This window comes from Buttiauxella sp. BIGb0552 (assembly GCF_004366275.1).
Lineage (GTDB): Bacteria > Pseudomonadota > Gammaproteobacteria > Enterobacterales > Enterobacteriaceae > Buttiauxella > Buttiauxella gaviniae.
This window is the reverse complement of the sequence record NZ_SODY01000005.1, coordinates 28,577-46,485: the sequence shown is the minus strand read 5'-3', so window position 1 is coordinate 46,485 and position 17,909 is coordinate 28,577. Positions and strand designations below refer to the sequence as shown.

General features: G+C 49.1%; 17 protein-coding genes. 13 read left to right on the top strand and 4 right to left on the bottom strand.

Annotation, left to right across the window (positions count from 1 at the left end; translation table 11 throughout):
* Positions 1 to 43: 43 nt before the first annotated feature.
* Positions 44 to 2,185: an intracellular growth attenuator family protein gene (locus tag EDF88_RS15410; RefSeq protein ID WP_134185666.1), complete on the bottom strand. Its 2,142-nt coding sequence runs from the start codon at positions 2,183 to 2,185 to the stop codon at positions 44 to 46.
* 329 nt (positions 2,186 to 2,514) lie between these two features.
* Between EDF88_RS15410 and nudE the strand changes: the two genes are divergently transcribed.
* The gene (gene nudE, locus EDF88_RS15405) at positions 2,515 to 3,075 is read left to right on the top strand and encodes an ADP compounds hydrolase NudE (protein WP_134185664.1); all 561 of its coding nucleotides are present in this window, start codon (positions 2,515 to 2,517) and stop codon (positions 3,073 to 3,075) included.
* A 48-nt stretch (positions 3,076 to 3,123) separates the two neighbouring features.
* Here nudE and mrcA read toward each other — a convergent pair whose 3' ends face one another.
* Positions 3,124 to 5,676, bottom strand: a complete 2,553-nt coding sequence (mrcA, locus tag EDF88_RS15400) for a peptidoglycan glycosyltransferase/peptidoglycan DD-transpeptidase MrcA (RefSeq protein ID WP_064514330.1) — start codon at positions 5,674 to 5,676, stop codon at positions 3,124 to 3,126.
* A 119-nt stretch (positions 5,677 to 5,795) separates the two neighbouring features.
* Here mrcA and pilM point away from each other — a divergent pair, with 119 nt between their 5' ends.
* The 12 genes from pilM to trpS all read left to right on the top strand — a co-directional run bounded on the left by pilM (position 5,796) and on the right by trpS (position 15,900).
* Positions 5,796 to 6,620 carry a pilus assembly protein PilM gene (gene pilM, locus EDF88_RS15395; protein WP_064514328.1) on the top strand — a complete coding sequence of 275 codons (825 nt, stop codon included), beginning with the start codon at positions 5,796 to 5,798 and terminating at the stop codon, positions 6,618 to 6,620.
* Positions 6,620 to 7,171, top strand: a complete 552-nt coding sequence (locus EDF88_RS15390) for a PilN domain-containing protein (protein WP_134185660.1) — start codon at positions 6,620 to 6,622, stop codon at positions 7,169 to 7,171. The genes pilM and EDF88_RS15390 overlap by 1 nt, the downstream gene beginning before the upstream one ends.
* A complete protein-coding gene (locus EDF88_RS15385; RefSeq protein ID WP_134185658.1) occupies positions 7,155 to 7,622 on the top strand; it encodes a hypothetical protein in 468 nt (155 codons plus the stop codon). Before EDF88_RS15390 ends, EDF88_RS15385 begins: the two co-directional genes overlap by 17 nt.
* A complete protein-coding gene (locus EDF88_RS15380; RefSeq protein ID WP_134185656.1) occupies positions 7,612 to 7,998 on the top strand; it encodes a hypothetical protein in 387 nt (128 codons plus the stop codon). Before EDF88_RS15385 ends, EDF88_RS15380 begins: the two co-directional genes overlap by 11 nt.
* Positions 7,946 to 9,184, top strand: coding sequence for a DNA uptake porin HofQ (gene hofQ, locus EDF88_RS15375; protein ID WP_134186017.1), 1,239 nt, complete (start codon positions 7,946 to 7,948; stop codon positions 9,182 to 9,184). The genes EDF88_RS15380 and hofQ overlap by 53 nt, the downstream gene beginning before the upstream one ends.
* Before the next feature lie 319 nt (positions 9,185 to 9,503).
* Positions 9,504 to 10,025 (top strand): shikimate kinase AroK, encoded by a 522-nt coding sequence (aroK, locus tag EDF88_RS15370; protein WP_034460280.1) that lies wholly within the window; start codon positions 9,504 to 9,506, stop codon positions 10,023 to 10,025.
* 60 nt (positions 10,026 to 10,085) lie between these two features.
* A complete protein-coding gene (aroB, locus tag EDF88_RS15365) occupies positions 10,086 to 11,174 on the top strand; it encodes a 3-dehydroquinate synthase (RefSeq protein WP_134185654.1) in 1,089 nt (362 codons plus the stop codon).
* Between the two features lie 97 nt (positions 11,175 to 11,271).
* On the top strand, positions 11,272 to 12,591 hold the full coding sequence (gene damX / locus EDF88_RS15360) for a cell division protein DamX (protein WP_134185652.1): 1,320 nt from the start codon (positions 11,272 to 11,274) through the stop codon (positions 12,589 to 12,591).
* 64 nt (positions 12,592 to 12,655) lie between these two features.
* A complete protein-coding gene (dam, locus tag EDF88_RS15355; RefSeq protein ID WP_064514315.1) occupies positions 12,656 to 13,474 on the top strand; it encodes an adenine-specific DNA-methyltransferase in 819 nt (272 codons plus the stop codon).
* 45 nt (positions 13,475 to 13,519) lie between these two features.
* Complete coding sequence (rpe, locus tag EDF88_RS15350) at positions 13,520 to 14,197, top strand: ribulose-phosphate 3-epimerase (protein ID WP_064514313.1); 678 nt, start codon at positions 13,520 to 13,522, stop codon at positions 14,195 to 14,197.
* Entirely contained in the window at positions 14,190 to 14,891 is a 702-nt protein-coding gene (locus EDF88_RS15345; RefSeq protein WP_134185650.1) for a phosphoglycolate phosphatase, read from the top strand. The genes rpe and EDF88_RS15345 overlap by 8 nt, the downstream gene beginning before the upstream one ends.
* A gap of 4 nt (positions 14,892 to 14,895) precedes the next feature.
* A complete protein-coding gene (trpS, locus tag EDF88_RS15340; RefSeq protein WP_064514309.1) occupies positions 14,896 to 15,900 on the top strand; it encodes a tryptophan--tRNA ligase in 1,005 nt (334 codons plus the stop codon).
* A gap of 110 nt (positions 15,901 to 16,010) precedes the next feature.
* On the opposite strand, the gene EDF88_RS15335 is transcribed toward trpS, so the two are convergent.
* Together EDF88_RS15335 and cysG are read right to left on the bottom strand one after the other, a co-directional pair.
* A complete protein-coding gene (locus tag EDF88_RS15335) occupies positions 16,011 to 16,181 on the bottom strand; it encodes a DUF4223 family protein (RefSeq protein ID WP_064514307.1) in 171 nt (56 codons plus the stop codon).
* A gap of 341 nt (positions 16,182 to 16,522) precedes the next feature.
* Positions 16,523 to 17,896: a siroheme synthase CysG gene (gene cysG / locus EDF88_RS15330; protein ID WP_134185649.1), complete on the bottom strand. Its 1,374-nt coding sequence runs from the start codon at positions 17,894 to 17,896 to the stop codon at positions 16,523 to 16,525.
* Between the last annotated feature and the right edge of the window lie 13 nt (positions 17,897 to 17,909).

Sequence of the window (17,909 nt, the reverse complement as noted above, 5' to 3'; positions counted from 1 at the left end):
GAGGAAACTGCGCGACAGGTTAGCACAACCTGCCGCGTGACGTTTAGAACAGCGGGCGTACAGCGGAGATCGTGGTTAAAGATGGATTTATACAGTTATCGTAGTACTGCTGGATTTGCGCCAGGCGATTGCGGCTGCGGCGGTAGCGGCGAATCGCCAGCACGCCGTTAATGAGCAGACAGGCAATCATGCCGATAAGCAACAGTGTAGTACTGATGTAGCGCCACAGGCTGCTGCTATCCGGGATTTTATGCAGGGTGATGTGCTGCGTACCGTTTGCATCCTGATAGATGCCGGTAATAATTCCCTCGGCACTAAACGGCGTTTTAAGCAGCATATCGGCTAGACGCTGGAATTCACTCCACTGCTCCTGGGCCGGAATGTCATACAACGGAACCGGTGGCAAAGGCTGGTCTACGAGATCACTTCCTTCATCGCTAATAATCACATACCCAGCAGGAGCAGGACTGTTCAGAGACTGTGCGGCACGTGCTGTTTCACGAATAAAGAATGGCGCTGTCGAGGTGGTGACCAGGTTATCTAGTGACTCGGCACTGACCGGTCGCAGCAGAACATTTACGCCTGTGAGTTTTCCTGAATCTGCCTTTTTGGTCAGCGTATCCCAATCCTTGGTATTACCCAGATTGACTAGCGCATTTTTGAGGCGAACACATTCATCTTCTGCGGTACATAGCGCCTGCGTTTTCAGCACAATACCGGCGAAATCATCCAACAACACCATGCCTGATTTTTGAATAGCACTACGTAGCTGCGGGTTTACTTTCGAATCGTCACTGGTTTGCGGATGAATTTGCCCACTCACCGCCTGAGTCAGTGCTGTGGCTTTATCCATAATATCGGATTCAGGCAACGGCAACGCCTGCGCGTTATTCCAGATGATTTGCGAACAGTCGAAGGGGGTAAACGGATAAGATTGTCGATTGGTATAATTACTAGGCGTGTGGATATTGCACATGCCAGTACCGTTTACTTTCAGCGTATCACCAACACGGAGTGTCGTTTTATCGAGGTCTGCTACGGTGGTTGCTTCGATAGTTTGCGCGCCTTTTAGCTTGGAGATACTCAGTTTTAAAGGCATCTCCAGCGGCACCCAAATTGTCAGCATGATCAAAACGGCCAGGCTTCCAATGGCAATCACCAGATTGCGAACCCAATGCTGAATAGGGAAGTTGCGTACTTCGTCATGCAGTGACAGGAATCGACCCTGGCGAATCACATGCCTGTCGAGATAAATATCAATATCGGTTTTTTGCCCAAGGTCCTGAGCAACATATGGTTGCCAGTGCGCAGGGTAGATCAGGTCAATTATCCCCAAAGAGATATTGTTAATCTGATCCTGATTCGATTCCCCAAAAAGCCCCCAGCGCTTAGGTGTACCGCGTAAACAGTGGACCTCACGTAGAGCATTTTTTGCCGGAGGAGCAAACAGGCCCCAAAGGCTCGCAGCCAGTAGCATAAATGCACCACCGACTAGCCATGGCAACACAACTGCAGGTGTAACCAGGCACAAAAACAGCATTACAAAGGCGACACAAATAAGAATGGCTTCGCGTAACCCATCGGGACGGCTCAGTGCATACTCTTCAGGTGTTTCCTGGCGGATATTGAGCAGCTCAATTTGTTCGCTTTCTTCGCCACGAATAGATGCCTGACTATGGGGCGTTTGTTCCAGTGCAAAACCACGATTTTCGCTGCTGTAGTCGATAAGCGTGTGCCCGTTAAGGGAGATAACCAACGGCATGGTTTCAGTACGAATCAACTCAACGTAGTTATCGTTACTAATGTACTGTTCCCAGAATGGTGGAAGATGCACCTCTACTGAATCAAGGTAATAGCGCCACTTATTCGGGTCGTCAGTTGATAAGCCATAGCGGGTGATGGAGCGTGTGAGAGCAAGTGCTGTGTTGCTCAGGGAATTTAATACTAGTTTTGTCGGTGCAGCACTGGCACCTGAAGGCCCCACGATATCCTGCGTGCGGTCTAATGATTCAATATAGTTTTCAACGGCATTGCGTTCGTCTGTGGTCAACTTGCGTGAAGTTGCACCGCTAAACGATGGGGCTTGTGAAGCACGAGCGCGTAAGCGCAGGCTGCGCCAGATAAGCCATCCCGCAATTAAGATGCAGGCCAGCATAGCAGCTAAAAGAAGTAATAAGGTGCTCATGCCTTCCCCATCAAACACTCGTTTTCTTATTAAAACGCAGCAAGTTGCACCCTTTACAGCATTTGGGTGTAAAAAACGTTATCGGCAGGTACGGCCTCAATCTTGAGGCATTTTTGTATGTATAGCCTGCTGTAACATAATGTTAGCAAAGCGACTTTACGAGAAATATCAGCAAATTCCTATTTCATTTGTCGTCTATTGACACGTGGCAGAGGTCTTGAAAAATCACCTAAAGTTGCAAAAATGTAAATAATAACTAATGTCCGTTGCGTGAGATATGTGGCATAACGCACAATGGAGCACCTGCATTTACTGTTAGCCCAGCAACGATGAGCAAACCATTACAAAAACCGACCATTTTACATGTTGAAACCGTGGCTCGTTCACGGCTGTTTAATGTCGAAACGGTGGACCTGGAGTTCAGCAACGGTGTGCGCCGAGTCTATGAGCGTATGCGCCCATCCGCCCGCGAAGCTGTAATGATAGTCCCTATCGTTGATAACCATTTGATTTTGATTCGCGAATACGCCGTTGGTACGGAATCATATGAACTTGGCTTCTCTAAAGGGTTAATTGACCCGGGCGAGACTGTCTTTGAAGCAGCGAACCGCGAGTTGAAAGAAGAGGTTGGCTTCGGAGCTAATCAGCTAACATTCTTGAAAAAATTGACAATGGCACCGTCCTATTTCTCCAGCAAAATGAACATCGTGATTGCTGAGAATCTCTATCCAGAATCTCTGGAAGGTGATGAGCCAGAAGAACTACCGCAAGTGCTTTGGCCGATAGAGTCAATGCTTGATCTGCTAAATGAGGAAGATTTTAGCGAAGCGCGAAATGTGAGTGCGCTTTTCCTCGTGCGTGAATGGTTGAAAGAGCAGGGGCGTTTGTAACTTTTTCTCTTAAAGCCCGTTTCAAGGTGAAACGGGCTTTAACACTACCTAGAACAGCTCGTGGGTCTCGCCGTTATCAATTATCGTAGTCCCTACTTCATGCACAGCCTGCTGCGTCGGTTGGGTGCCTTCAATAAAGAATTCAGGACGGCTATTCCCGCCATTAGCAAGTTGCCCGGTGCTGCGATCGATATTGACCGTAACAATGCCTGGTGGCGGCGTTAACGGCTCTTCCGGAACACCTTCCAGTGCGGCTTTCATAAACTCATCCCAGGCTGGTTGAGCACTCTTCGCCCCACCTTCATAACCTGAAATTTGGTCCTTAATCGCCCCTGATGCTGATGTACGTCCAAGGTCGCGACGATGATCATCAAAGCCAATCCAGACAGATGTCACCACGCCCGGTCCGTAGCCTGAGAACCATGCATCTTTCGAACTGTTTGTCGTACCGGTTTTGCCGCCGATATCATTGCGTTTCAAATCACGCCCTGCTCGCCAGCCAGTACCTTGCCAGCCTGGTTCGCCAAAGATGTTTGAGTTCAACGCACTCTTAATCAGGAACGCCAGTGGGGTGTTGATAACATGTGGCGCGTATTCAGGCGGACTGCTCTGTGCAACTAACTCCGTATTCGCTTGTTCAAGCTTCGGCATTGGAACGCTAACGTTCTGTTTTTCCTCAGACTGTGCGACGTCTTCGACATTCTGATTTTCCAGCACGTTAGACTTTTGCGTTTCACCGTAAATCACCGGGATATCACAATCCGGGCAAGCCACTTTCGGTTTCGCTTCAAAGATTGTCCCACCGATTTCATTCTCAATTTTAGAGATGTAATACGGGTCAACCAGGAAGCCACCGTTAGCCATCACCGAGTAACCGCGCGCAACTTGCATTGGTGTGAAGGATGCCGAGCCTAACGCCAGCGATTCGGTATGCACGATGTTTTGCGCAGGGAAGCCAAAGCGTTGCAGATATTCAGCCGCATAATCCACGCCCATCGCGCGCATTGCACGTACCATTACCACGTTTTTCGACTGACCAAGACCCTGACGCAATCTTATTGGTCCGGAATATTCTGGTGGAGAGTTTTTCGGGCGCCAATCGGAACCCGCACCAGCATCCCAGCGCGAAATTGGCACATCATTGAGCACGCTTGCCAGCGTCAAACCTTTGTCCATTGCCGCTGTGTAGAGGAATGGTTTGATGTTGGAGCCAACCTGACGTAATGCCTGCGTTGCGCGGTTGAACTTGCTCTGATTGAAATCAAAGCCACCGACCAGGGCGACTACAGCACCATCATGTGGGTTGATGGAAACCAGGGCGGAGTTCACATCAGGGATTTGTCCAAGCCACCAATTATCATCGACTTTTCGCACCCAGATTTGCTGCCCGGCCTGTACTACATCGGTCACTTTTCGTGGCGTTGGGCCCTGAGCAGTATCTGAACGATAAGGACGCGCCCAGCGCATGCCGTCCATGTTGATGGAAACGGCGCTGCTATCCGCCAACAATGCGGTAGCTTCATTCGGTGATGCTTGCGTAATCACAGCAGGGAAAAGTGGGCCGTAGACCGGTAGATTCTTTAACGAATCGACAATCTTCGTTTTGTCCCACGGTGTTTCACCTACTTTCCACAGCACGTTTGATGGGCCGCGATAGCCGTGGCGCATATCATAGGCCATAACGTTGTTACGTACGGCTTGTTGCGCGGCTTGCTGAGTTTTGCGAGTGATGGTGGTGTAAACCTTATAACCATCTTCGTAGGCCTTCTCACCATACTTAGCAACCATGTCCTGGCGGACTAATTCAGACAAGTAAGGTGAGGAGAACGCGATTTCCGGTGCGTGGTAATTCGCATCGATTGGTTGATTTCGCGCTTCATCGTATTGCGCCTGAGTGATGTAGTTCTCACTCAACATACGCGATAACACCACATTACGGCGGGAAGTTGCGCGATCAAGCGAGTACAGCGGGTTAAAGGTTGACGGTGCCTTTGGCAAACCGGCAATGACCGCTATTTCACTCAGGCTTAACTCATCAACTGACTTCCCAAAATAGACTTGTGCTGCAGCACCCACGCCATAAGCGCGGTAACCGAGATAAATCTTGTTGAGGTAAAGTTCGAGGATTTCGTCTTTGGTCAGTAATTGCTCAATACGAATTGCCAGGAACACTTCTTTTATCTTACGCGTCAGCGTGCGTTCAGGACTTAAGAAGAAGTTACGTGCCAACTGTTGGGTGATAGTACTTGCGCCCTGCGATGCATGACCAGAAAACAGTGCCACGCTGGCGGCACGGAATATCCCAACCGGATCAACACCATGGTGTTCGTAAAATCGGCTGTCTTCCGTCGCAATAAACGCTTTCACCATCACTGGCGGAATTTGATCGAGCGTTACCGGAATACGGCGCTTCTCACCATATTGCGCGATTAACTCGCCATCAGCCGTATAAACCTGCATTGGAATTTGCAGTCGCACGTCTTTCAGCGTGGCGACATCAGGCAACTGCGGCTCAATAAATTTGTAGAGCCCGAAGATCGAGCCTGCTCCCAGCAGAATGCAACAGACTGCAAGGATTAATAAATACTTTACGAACTTCACCTTAAATTTCCCATTACGTTTCCATTGGGCAGTTTATAAACAACCGCGCGGTAGTATAAAGGCAAGCCAGTGGCATTGGTATGGCATTTTCCGTAACCGGCGATAAGGAGATCGTAAACATGGTATTCACAACCTGGCAAATTGGCATGGATATTCAACACGAAAGCATTCGGGTTGTGGCTGTTCAGCGCCAACGGCAAGGGTGGCAACTTCGGCATTGGTGGCAATTGCCATTGCCTGAAGGCACCTTTAGCGACGGGCTAATAATGAATACTGAAGCGCTGACTAAAGCACTGGTGGAGTGGCGAAAAGAGTTACCGCTACGTCACCAGATACGCATCTCTTTTCCTGGGTCACGGACATTACAACGCCCGGTCCCGGCACCCGATAAACGTTTGTCTGAACCCGCAAGAGAAGCTTATATCGCCTCAGCAACTGCCCGTCAGTTGCAGATGACATCGGCTCAATTGTGTTGGGATTATTTACCGTCACAAGATGTTGCTGATCCACATTTGATAGTAGCTGCGCGCCAGACAGATGTCGCTGCGTTGCTCAAAAGTCTGGCCGCGATAAGGCTATATCCGGCGACAGTAACCCCTGGAGCCAGCGCATTGCCGGCACTCGTTTCTCCGTGTCGGCTGGAGAAATGTCAGTACCTGGTTCATCAAGAACAGGGCCATTGGTTATGGTCTTCTAATGAGCCTGTGCCACGTTGGGGATGGAGTGATACCAATGCAATACCAACAATTTTCGACTTGTGTCAGCAATTAAAAACCGAGCCTGAGTTGGTTGCATTGAGCCAGGTGCAATCGTCACCAGTTCCGGCGAATATTTTATCTTTGGATGCCTGGAGAGCGTTTTACCGTTTGCAGCCTCCATTACCTCGTAATGGCTCTGAATTTACGGTCGCGATAGCGCTGGCGATAGGTAGGGTATTCAGCTAATGCGCCTGATTAATTTACTACCGTGGCGCCAGATACAGCGCCAGCAACGTGTACGCCGCTGGAGCCTGTTATTCAGCCTGGTTTTGGTGCTTGTGCCGTTGCTTGTAATGGGAGGGCGGCAGTTTGCCATATGGGAAATTCACCAACAGCAGGCACGAAAAGATTACCTGACAAGTATGCAATCTGCATTGCAGCATCTCTATCAACAGCGGCTGGTTCTGCAGAAGCAGAACCAAGAAATACTGCGCTTGCAGAGCGTTCGTGAAGCGCAGCAAAAAGCTATCCGGATATGGGAAAAACGTTTGATCCGTATCGCTAGCATTATGCCAGATGGGGCCTGGCTGTCTTCCTTAACAATGCAAAAAGGGCAATTGATAGTAAAGGGCCGCACCAACCTTCTTGACGATTTACAGGGGCTGGAAAAGGAGCTTGCTCATCTTGAAGGTATTTCTACAGTTCGGACAGGTGCGGTCCAGCACGAAGCCCAGGGCGGCTTTGGTTTTGTTTTCACCTTAACGATATCTGAGGTGGCAAATGCCCTGGTTAATTGAACGCTGGCTGAGTGGCCCAGGCTGGAGGCGTGTGGCGATATTTGCTGCCGTAACGGGCTTAGTCACAGTTGCTGCCTGGATGAGTTTTATACGGCCAAATCATTCTCATTTTTCTCAGTTAGAAGCAGACAGCAAGCAGACAACTCAACGCATTGCTGAGTTGCAACGCAAAATCCTTCAAGTTTCACCTTCTGAATTGCACGTGCGTTTATCTAATTTACGGGCATTTTCCATAGCGGAGTTCGTTGGGGAATCAAGGGGCAAGTTGCTGAAATGGCAGCCTGAAAATAAGGAGGGAACACTGGAAATTCTTTTGCCATGGGAGGAGCTACCGAGTTTATTTATCAGGCTTGCAGAATATCGAGTGGTATCGGGGCACTCTTTCACCATTACTGCACAAGGTGACTTGCTCAAGCTTATGATGAAAATGGAGTTTTCCGATGAATCGTAGCATTTTTTGGGTAGGATTTATGGTCATTCCAACTGTGAGTGCTATGCCTCCAAACCCCTTTCAGCAGCATATTTCTCCTTGTGAAAAACTGACCGAGCAGCTGGCGGCCTGGGTATTACAGGGAGTAATCAGTTCGCCCACTGCGAGTACTGCGTTGATGCTCAGTCCACAAGGTATCGGGCAGCGAATCAAAGTAGATAAAGAGCTCTTTCCCGATGTACGCATTGAAAATGTCGGGGTGGGGTATGTGGTGGCGAGGGTTAATCCTGCCTGCAAACCCTCTTCTTATCGTTGGGAAATAAAAGGAAAAACATATGCCATGGATGCGGGTATTTCTTCTGGTGTTGGCTCTGCCTCTCTCCTGCCAGGCAGGTAAAGGCATATCTCTGGTCTTGGACAATGCGCCGGTAACCCAGGTTTTACAGGCATTAGCTGAAAACCAAAACGTTAACCTTATGGTTGCTCCAGGGGTGGATGGAGTACTTTCGCTTAACTTGATTGATGTGCCGTGGAAACAAGCATTTGAATTGGTATTGAATAGTGCGGAGCTTAGCCAGCAGCGGGAAGGTAATGTAATACAGATTTTTCCGAAGGCTCGCTTACGTGAGCAACAAGCGCAAGCGGTGGAGCAGCGAAAACAACAGGCACTTGATCAACCTATGTTCTACCAGGTCTTCACTCCTCATCATGCCGATGTTGAAGATTTATCGACATCACTAAAATCTGGTGGAAATAAGTTGTTGAGTGCTCAGGGTAATATGACGGCTGACAAACGCACTAACCGGCTGATTGTGCGAGATAACAAGGCAGTGCTCAAACAGATTGCTGACTGGGTGAAAGAAATGGATTTGCCAATTGGGCAAGTGGAAATTTCAGCCCATATTGTCACTATCAACCAGGATAAGTTACGTGAGCTTGGCGTGAAGTGGTCAACAGCCGAACAAAAAGGGGAAAGTAAGCTTCATCAGACCACAGGCTTTTCAGCCGATCTTTCTGTCAATAACGCTACCACAAAGGTTGGTTTTAACATCGCTCGAATAGATGGACGACTGCTGGAGCTTGAATTGTCTGCTCTGGAACAACAGCAACAGCTTGAAATCATTGCCAGCCCGCGCCTGATGGCGGCACATCAACAGCCTGCCAGCATCAAGCAAGGTACGGAGATCCCTTATCAGGTATCCAGTGGTGAGAGCGGGGCAACTGCAATAGAGTTTAAAGAAGCTGTTCTGGGGATGGAAGTGACGCCAACTATTCAGTCAGATGGCAATATTCGTCTAAAATTGCGCATTAGCCAAAATATGCCTGGCCGTAGCATTCAGCAATCTGATGGTGAAGTTTTGGCCATAGACAAGCAAGAAATTGAAACTGTTGTTGCGGTGAAAAATGGCGAAACCCTTGCCCTTGGCGGGATCTTCCAGCAACACAACACTGACAGTAGCGACAGCGTCCCTTTGCTTGGCTCAATACCTATTGTGGGCAGCCTGTTTCGCCATGATGCAAAAAATCATCAACGCCGTGAATTAGTGGTATTTATTACCCCTCGACTTATCCCTGTTTCGTAGCGTTTTCTTTCCTCATCGTGCAGTTTTTCTTTGAAACGTTGCCCAGGTGTTTGACGGCAGAGAGGAATTAGCTTACAAGGTGTACCGTTTCGAGAGGCTGGTTGCTCAAGTCTTGTGACAGATAACCCCGATTCATGCATTTTCTTCTTCATAAGAAGGCTGGGGAATATAATCGGTTGCCAAACCACCTTGAGTATTGAGATAATTTTCAGTCTGACTCTCGCACTATCGCTTATGAGGTTTCAGTTCATGTCCCGCTGCACCTGGTTGTAACAGGGCGGGTTTATCATCAACGAATTGTCTTAGTAGTACCGAAAAAATGGCAGAGAAACGCAATATCTTTCTGGTTGGGCCTATGGGTGCCGGCAAAAGCACTATTGGGCGTCAGTTAGCTCAGCAACTCAATATGGAATTTTTCGATTCTGATCAAGAGATTGAGAAACGTACCGGAGCTGATGTGGGCTGGGTATTCGACGTTGAAGGCGAAGACGGCTTCCGCGATCGCGAAGAAAAAATCATCAACGAACTCACTGAAAAACAGGGCATTGTGCTGGCAACTGGCGGCGGTTCTGTAAAATCTCGTGAGACCCGTAACCGTCTCTCAGCCCGTGGAGTTGTGGTGTATCTTGAAACCACAATTGAAAAACAGCTTGCTCGTACGCAGCGTGATAAAAAACGCCCACTACTGCAAGTTGAGACTCCGCCGCGTGAAGTTCTTGAAGCCTTAGCTCAGGAACGCAATCCTCTTTATGAAGAGATTGCTGATGTGACGATTCGCACTGACGACCAAAGTGCCAAAGTGGTTGCTAACCAGATTATTAATATGTTGGAAAGCAACTGATTCTGGCTTAATCGAAAAAAACGCCTGCGGGCTAAGCAACATCAAGGTGGACTTCGCGTTATGGAGAGGTTAACAGTCACTCTCGGGGAACGTAGTTACCCTATCACCATTGCTGCTGGGTTATTTAGTGACTCGGCATCTTTTGGGCCGCTGAAGGCTGGCGACCAAACGATGCTGGTGACCAATGAAACCCTGGCGCCGCTCTACCTGGATAAGGTGCGTGGCGTGCTGGAGCAAGCGGGCGTTAAAGTCGATTCCGTCATCCTTCCGGATGGCGAACAATTTAAGAGTCTCGCTGTATTAGACACTGTCTTTACTGCGTTACTTGAAAAGCCACATGGTCGTGACACGACACTCATTGCCTTGGGCGGTGGTGTCGTCGGTGACCTGACTGGCTTTGCCGCGGCGAGTTATCAACGCGGCGTGCGCTTTATTCAAGTTCCAACCACTTTGCTTTCGCAAGTGGACTCTTCTGTTGGCGGTAAAACAGCCGTTAACCACCCCCTAGGTAAAAATATGATTGGCGCGTTCTACCAACCTGCTTCGGTAGTGGTGGATCTCGACTGTCTGAATACTTTACCTGCTCGGGAGTTGGCATCTGGTCTGGCAGAAGTCATTAAGTACGGAATTATTCTCGACGGCGATTTCTTTAACTGGCTTGAAGAAAACCTGGATGCATTGCTTGCGCTGGATGGTAAAGCAATGGCCTGGTGTATTCGTCGTTGTTGTGAGCTGAAAGCAGAAGTTGTTGCCGCTGACGAGCGCGAAAGTGGCTTACGTGCTTTACTGAATTTGGGCCACACCTTTGGTCACGCTATAGAAGCAGAAATGGGCTATGGCAATTGGCTACACGGTGAAGCTGTTTCCGCAGGTATGGTTATGGCGGCACGAACAGCTCAGCGTTTAGGGAACTTCAGTGAGGCAGATGTGCAGCGCATTATTAAATTGCTGCAACGTGCCGGGCTGCCAGTTACTGGGCCGAACGAAATGTCTGCTGCTGCGTATATGCCCCACATGATGCGTGACAAAAAAGTTTTGGCTGGTGAGCTGCGCTTAGTGCTGCCGCTGGCAATCGGGAAGAGTGAAATGCGTGGCGGAGTTCCACACGATATCGTTTTGTCCGCCATTGCTGATTGTCAGCAGGCTTAATTATTAGAAATTTCGGTCGCTGAAGTCAGGCGATTTTTAACTTCAGGTTATGTGCTGAGTTTGAATTGCTGGCACAAGCCTTTGAGTGGGGTGTTAAATGGATGAATTTAAACCGGAAGACGAACTGAAACCCGATCCTAGCGATCGTCGTTCAGGCCGTAGCCGCAAAGCTGATGAGCGCGAAAATGAGCCGCAAATCAATGTCGATGATGTTGAATTAGACTCTGATGAGCCTCGTCCAGCGCGTACCCATCGTGCTCGTGATGAAGAAGAGTATGAAAACGACGACTCCCTGCAAGTTGACGCAGAAGAACGTCGCCCGGCACGTACCCGCAAAAAATCCGCTAAACAGAAAGTCCCGGTTTCCCGCCAGCACCTGATGATGGGCATTGGTATTCTTGTCCTGTTGCTGCTAATCATCGGAATTGGTTCGGCCCTGAAAGCCCCTTCTACTGATACTGAAACAGCGAATAAGAATCCGAACGCTGAAAAGAATATCGATTTGTCCGGCTCTGCTGCTGACCAGGCTAATGGCGCGCAACCGCAGCCAGGTGACACATCTGCTGCTAATCAGACCGAAACCGCAGGTAACCCGCAAGAAGTGACTCTTCCTGCAATTTCTTCAACGCCGTCTGATGCGCAAACTCAACCTGCGCCACAGGGCCAACAGCGTGTTGAAGTTCCGGGCGATCTGAATAATGCACTGACTCAACAGTCCGGCCAGATTGACAATGCAGTTACCAGCTCAACGCTGCCAACAGCACCAGCCACCGTGGCGGCAGTTGCAGGCAGCAATGGTGCAACAACGGCACCACGTCCGGTCGCGAAAGCAGAGCCAGTGAAACCTGCAGCGCCACGTCAGGAACGCAAAACGGCTGTCATTGAACCGCAACACAAAGCTCAACCAGCGAAGCAACAGCCTGCCGTGAAAAGCACAGTAACAGAGCCAAAACCTGTTGCTACAGCTAAACGCAGCGAACCTGTCACAGCGCCAGCGCAGACTGCTCCAGCTAAAGCGCCTGTCACTGCCGCAGCTCCGCAGCAAACTACAGCTGCACCGCAAGCAACAGCAACAACATCTGCACCAAAAGCGACAGCAGCACCGGTTACAACTGCAACTGGCGCTGTCGCGGGTGATGCAGGCGCAATCAAAGGTGCGCCGGGTAGCCATTACACCCTGCAGCTTAGCTCTTCTTCAAACTCAGCAAACCTGAATGCATGGGCGAAGAAAGAGAATCTGCAGCACTATATGGTTTACCAGACTGTGCGAAATGGTCAGCCGTGGTATGTGTTGGTTAGCGGTATCTATGCCAACAAAGATGAGGCAAAACGTGCCGTTGCGACATTGCCAGCTGATGTGCAAGCCAAGAACCCATGGGCAAAACCTATCCATCAGGTTCAGTCTGATCTGAAGTGATGAACAAGCGCAGCCGCTGTTGGAACCTTTCCACAGCAGGAAAAGGTGTAAATAGTTAGGCAGCATGAAAAAAAATCGCGCTTTTCTGAAATGGGCGGGGGGGAAATACCCCCTGCTCGAAGACATTAAAAAGTATCTGCCGAAAGGTGATTGTCTGATTGAGCCGTTCGTCGGCGCCGGCTCAGTCTTTCTGAATACTGATTACTCTCGTTATATCCTCGCAGATATTAACAGCGATCTGATTAACCTCTATAACATCGTCAAAACCCGCACGGATGAGTACGTTCAGGAGTCCCGTAAACTCTTTACTGCCGAGCAAAACGATGAGCAGGCGTTCTATCTCAATCGTACCGAATTTAACCAGTGCAAAGATGAGTTTCGTCGTGCATTGCTGTTTTTATATCTGAACCGCCATTGTTACAACGGCCTGTGTCGTTATAACCTACGTGGTGAATTCAATGTCCCGTTTGGCCGTTACATCAAACCCTACTTCCCTGAAGAAGAGTTGTATCATTTTGCCGAACGAGCGCAGAACGCCACATTCTTATGTCAGTCGTATGATGTCAGCATGGCGGATGTCAGTGCAGGGTCTGTTGTCTATTGCGATCCTCCCTACGCGCCTTTGTCGGCAACGGCTAATTTTACGGCGTATCACACCGATAGCTTTAACGCTGTGCAGCAGCAACATCTCGCGCAGTTAGCTGAAAACTTGCAAGGAAATCGCATTCCGGTGCTGATTTCTAATCATGATACGGAACTCACCCGGTTGTGGTATCACCAGGCAAAACTGCATGTCGTGCAGGTGCGTCGCAGCATTAGCCGGAATGGTGGAGCACGTAACAAGGTGGACGAACTGCTGGCGCTGTATAAAGTCAGTGCCTAAGACGTTTCGTCCGCAGTCTTTTTTGATTTGCTATTGGAGAAGCGGATGAAACAGTTTTTGATTGCCCCCTCAATCCTCTCAGCCGATTTTGCCCGTTTGGGTGAAGACACGGCTGCAGTGCTGGCTGCTGGTGCGGATGTCGTCCATTTCGATGTTATGGATAACCATTACGTTCCTAACCTCACTATTGGTCCGATGGTGTTAAAAGCCCTGCGTGACTACGGTATTACTGCCCCTATTGATGTGCATCTGATGGTGAAGCCCGTTGACCGTATCATTCCGGATTTCGCCGCGGCTGGCGCCAACATCATTACCTTCCACCCGGAAGCGTCAGAGCATGTTGACCGTTCCCTGCAACTGATCAAAGAGCACGGTTGCAAAGCAGGCCTGGTGTTTAACCCAGCGACATCGTTGAGTTGGCTTGATCACGTCATGGATAAACTCGATGTGATTTTGCTGATGTCCGTTAACCCAGGTTTTGGCGGCCAATCATTTATTCCACATACGCTGGAAAAACTGCGTCAGGTGCGTGAGCGCATTGACGCTTCTGGCTATGATATTCGTCTGGAAGTAGACGGTGGCGTGAAAGTCGACAATATCGCTGAAATTGCTGCGGCAGGTGCTGATATGTTTGTTGCCGGTTCGGCAATTTTCAATCAGCCAGACTACAAAGCCGTTATTGAACGTATGCGTAGTGAGTTAGCAAAGGTAAGTCATGGATAAGTTAAGTAAAATTCGCGGTATCGCCTTTGATTTAGACGGTACTCTGGTCGACACAGCATTGGGTCTGACGCAGGCAATGGACCAGGCGCTGTATGCACTGGAGTTGCCGACGGCGGGTGAAGACAATGTTGAAAAGTGGATCGGTAACGGTGCAGATGTGCTGGTTAAGCGCGCACTGACTTGGGCGCTGAAAGGTGAAGAGCCTGAAGCCGACCGATGCAGCATCGCTCGTAAATTGTTTGACGCCTACTATGCGCAAACAGCAGAAGAGGGCAGCTTCCTGTTCCCGGAAGTCGCTAATACGTTAGCTGTTTTGGCCGAAAAAGGCTTGCCGATGGGGCTGGTAACTAACAAGCCAACACCGTTTGTGTTACCGATGCTGGAAAGATTGGGCATTGCGCAATATTTCAAAGTCATTATTGGTGGCGATGATGTGGAAAACAAAAAACCGCATCCCGAAGCGCTGCATAAAGTGATGGCAGAGTTGAATCTTAGCGCGGAAGAACTGCTTTTTGTGGGCGACTCCCGCAACGATATTCTCGCGGCTCAAGCGGCTGGATGCTATTCCATTGGCCTGACTTACGGTTATAACTATGGTGAGTCCATCGAGTTGAGCAAACCCGATTACGTGTTTGACCATTTCAACGATTTACTGCCCGCGTTAGGGCTCTCTAACAAAGAACATCAGGAATAAGAACATGAGTAAGCCCATCGTCTTTAGTGGCGCACAGCCATCAGGTGAATTGACCATTGGTAACTACATGGGTGCGCTGCGTCAGTGGGTCAACATGCAAGATGATTACCACTGCATTTACTGCATCGTTGATCTGCACGCGATTACTGCGCGTCAGGATGCAACGCAATTGCGCAGCCGCACTCTCGACACGCTGGCACTGTATCTAGCTTGTGGTATCGACCCTGCTAAAAGCACCATCTTTGTACAGTCTCACGTGCCAGAACATGCACAGCTGGGCTGGGCACTAAACTGCTACACCTATTTTGGTGAGCTGAGCCGTATGACTCAGTTTAAAGATAAGTCTTCTCGTTATTCTGAGAACATCAATGCTGGCCTGTTTGACTACCCGGTATTGATGGCAGCAGATATTTTGCTGTACCAGACCAATCTGGTGCCGGTTGGTGACGATCAGAAACAACACCTGGAGCTGAGTCGTGATATCGCAGCACGTTTCAATGCGCTGTATGGCGACGTGTTTAAAGTGCCAGAACCGTTTATCCCGAAATCAGGCGCGCGCGTGATGTCTCTGCTTGAGCCGACCAAGAAAATGTCTAAATCAGATGATAACCGTAATAACGTTATCGGCCTGTTGGAAGACCCGAAATCGGTCGTGAAGAAAATCAAACGCGCGGTAACTGACTCTGACGAGCCACCTGTTGTGCGTTACGATCCGGTGAATAAAGCAGGGGTTTCCAATATGTTGGATATTCTTTCTGCTGTTACTGGTAAGCCTATCCCTGAACTTGAGCAGCAGTTCGAAGGCAAAATGTATGGCCACCTGAAAGGTGAAGTTGCTGATGCCGTATCTGGTATGTTGACTGAATTACAGGAGCGTTATCACAATTTCCGTAACGATGAAGCTTATCTGCAGCAGGTGATGAAAGAGGGTGCTGAAAAAGCGCGTTCACACGCCAGCGTTACACTGAAGAAAGTCTATGAAGTGATTGGGTTTGTCGCACAGCCTTAATGACTTATGGCTCGTATACTCTCTTAATGGGGAGAATATCGTAGCTGTCTAATAATAAAAAACCGCCCTCTTAAATCCGGGCGGTTTTTTTAATTTTTACTTCTGAACTATTATTGTGGAGTTGCTGGACCACAGCCACCAATGATTTTAGAAATAGAAATTGCTGGGTGCAGCAGATAATCATAACCACAAGATTTATCTTTGTTCTCAATGTGGCCTGTACAACCAGACAACAGAGCCAGGACAGCCAGTGCAGAAGCAGCTTTTACGAACTTGTTCATTGATATTCCCTATCATTAATTATTTGTATACCCGTCATCCTTCAAGCTGCATATGCGTTGGCTGCGTTTATTCACCCGAATCACTTACCAGAGTGAGCTTATCGGAATTCGCGCACTTGCCGCTTTTGTGCAGCTCGAATTATTTGGGGTATATGTAATGACCTTTCAAAAAGGTGGTTAATTATAGGGTTTACTAATGGTATTACTAAGTCTGAAATCAGACACGTTATTGTATGAAATAAATATTGCTTATGATGATTGGTAAAGTAATTAAATGCTTGTAAACAAAAAAGGCTTGCCGAGAATACTCGGGCAAGCCTTTTTGTTATCTTAAATAAGAATTAATGATTTGAAAACCAGTTTAACTTATCGCGCAATGCAACAACTCGTCCGACAATAATTAATGCCGGGCTTTCAACCTGCGTTGATAATTCACCAAGCTCACTTAATATTCCGCTGACCACGCGTTGTTTGACCGCAGTGCCATTTTCAACTAACGCGACAGGCATTTCCGCGGACATACCGTATTGAATCAGTTTCTCCTGGATAGCAGGAGCCTGGTTTAAGCCCATATAGAACACCAGCGTCTGTTTTTCTGCAGCCAGGTTTTCCCAGTCCAACTCACCACCAGTTTTCAGGTGCCCGGTAATGAGACGTACGCTTTGCGCATAATCGCGGTGAGTTAGCGGAATGCCGGAATAAGCTGAACAGCCGGATGCTGCAGTAATTCCTGGTACGACGGAGAACGGAATGCCCCCATCGCACAGAGTTTCTAACTCTTCGCCACCGCGTCCAAAGATAAACGGGTCGCCACCTTTCAGGCGTACCACACGTTTACCGCTTTGCGCTTCACGCAACAGGATCTGGTTAATCTCTTCTTGTGGGACACAGTGATAACCCGCGCGTTTACCAACGAATATGCGGTCAGCATCACGGCGCACCAGGTTCATGATGTCGTCGGAAACCAGGCGGTCATAAACCACCACATCGGCCTGCTGGATTTGCTGTAGCCCTTTGAGTGTCAACAGACCCGCATCTCCTGGGCCTGCGCCGACTAAAACAACTTCACCACGATGATCTAAAGGCGTGGCAAACATCGACGCAGTTTCTTTATCGATAGCCTGCTTGTCTTCGTTTGCCAGATATTGTGCCAGGCGGTCGTTTGTGAAGAATTTTTCCCAGAATCGGCGACGCTCGCCCATGGTTTTGAAATTCGCTTTTACCCGGCCACGCAGCGTCCCGGCATAAGCGGCAATTCTCCCCAAATGTAGCGGTAGAATGGCTTCGAGTTTTTCACGCAGCAGGCGGGCAAGAACTGGGGAGGTACCGCCGGATGAAACAGCTACCATCAGCGGTGAACGGTCGATAATCGACGGCATAATAAAACTGGCTTGTTTTGGGGCATCGACGACATTACAGAAAATACGGCGGGATTCGCACGAATCGCTGACTTGCTGATTCACCACATCGTTGTCTGTCGCGGCGATGGCCAGCCAGCAAACATCGAGCAGTGCGACGTCAAACTCACCCTGAACCAGGGTAATCATGCCCTGTTCCGCCCACACATGAAATTGCGGGGAAAATTCCAGGGCATTTACAGTGACTTGTGCACCTGCCTCCATCAACAAACGCGCTTTACGTTCTGCAACATCGCCACCACCGACTAGTAGGCAGGCACGACCTTGCAATTGACAAAATATAGGCAGGTGATCCACGTTCAATCCTCAA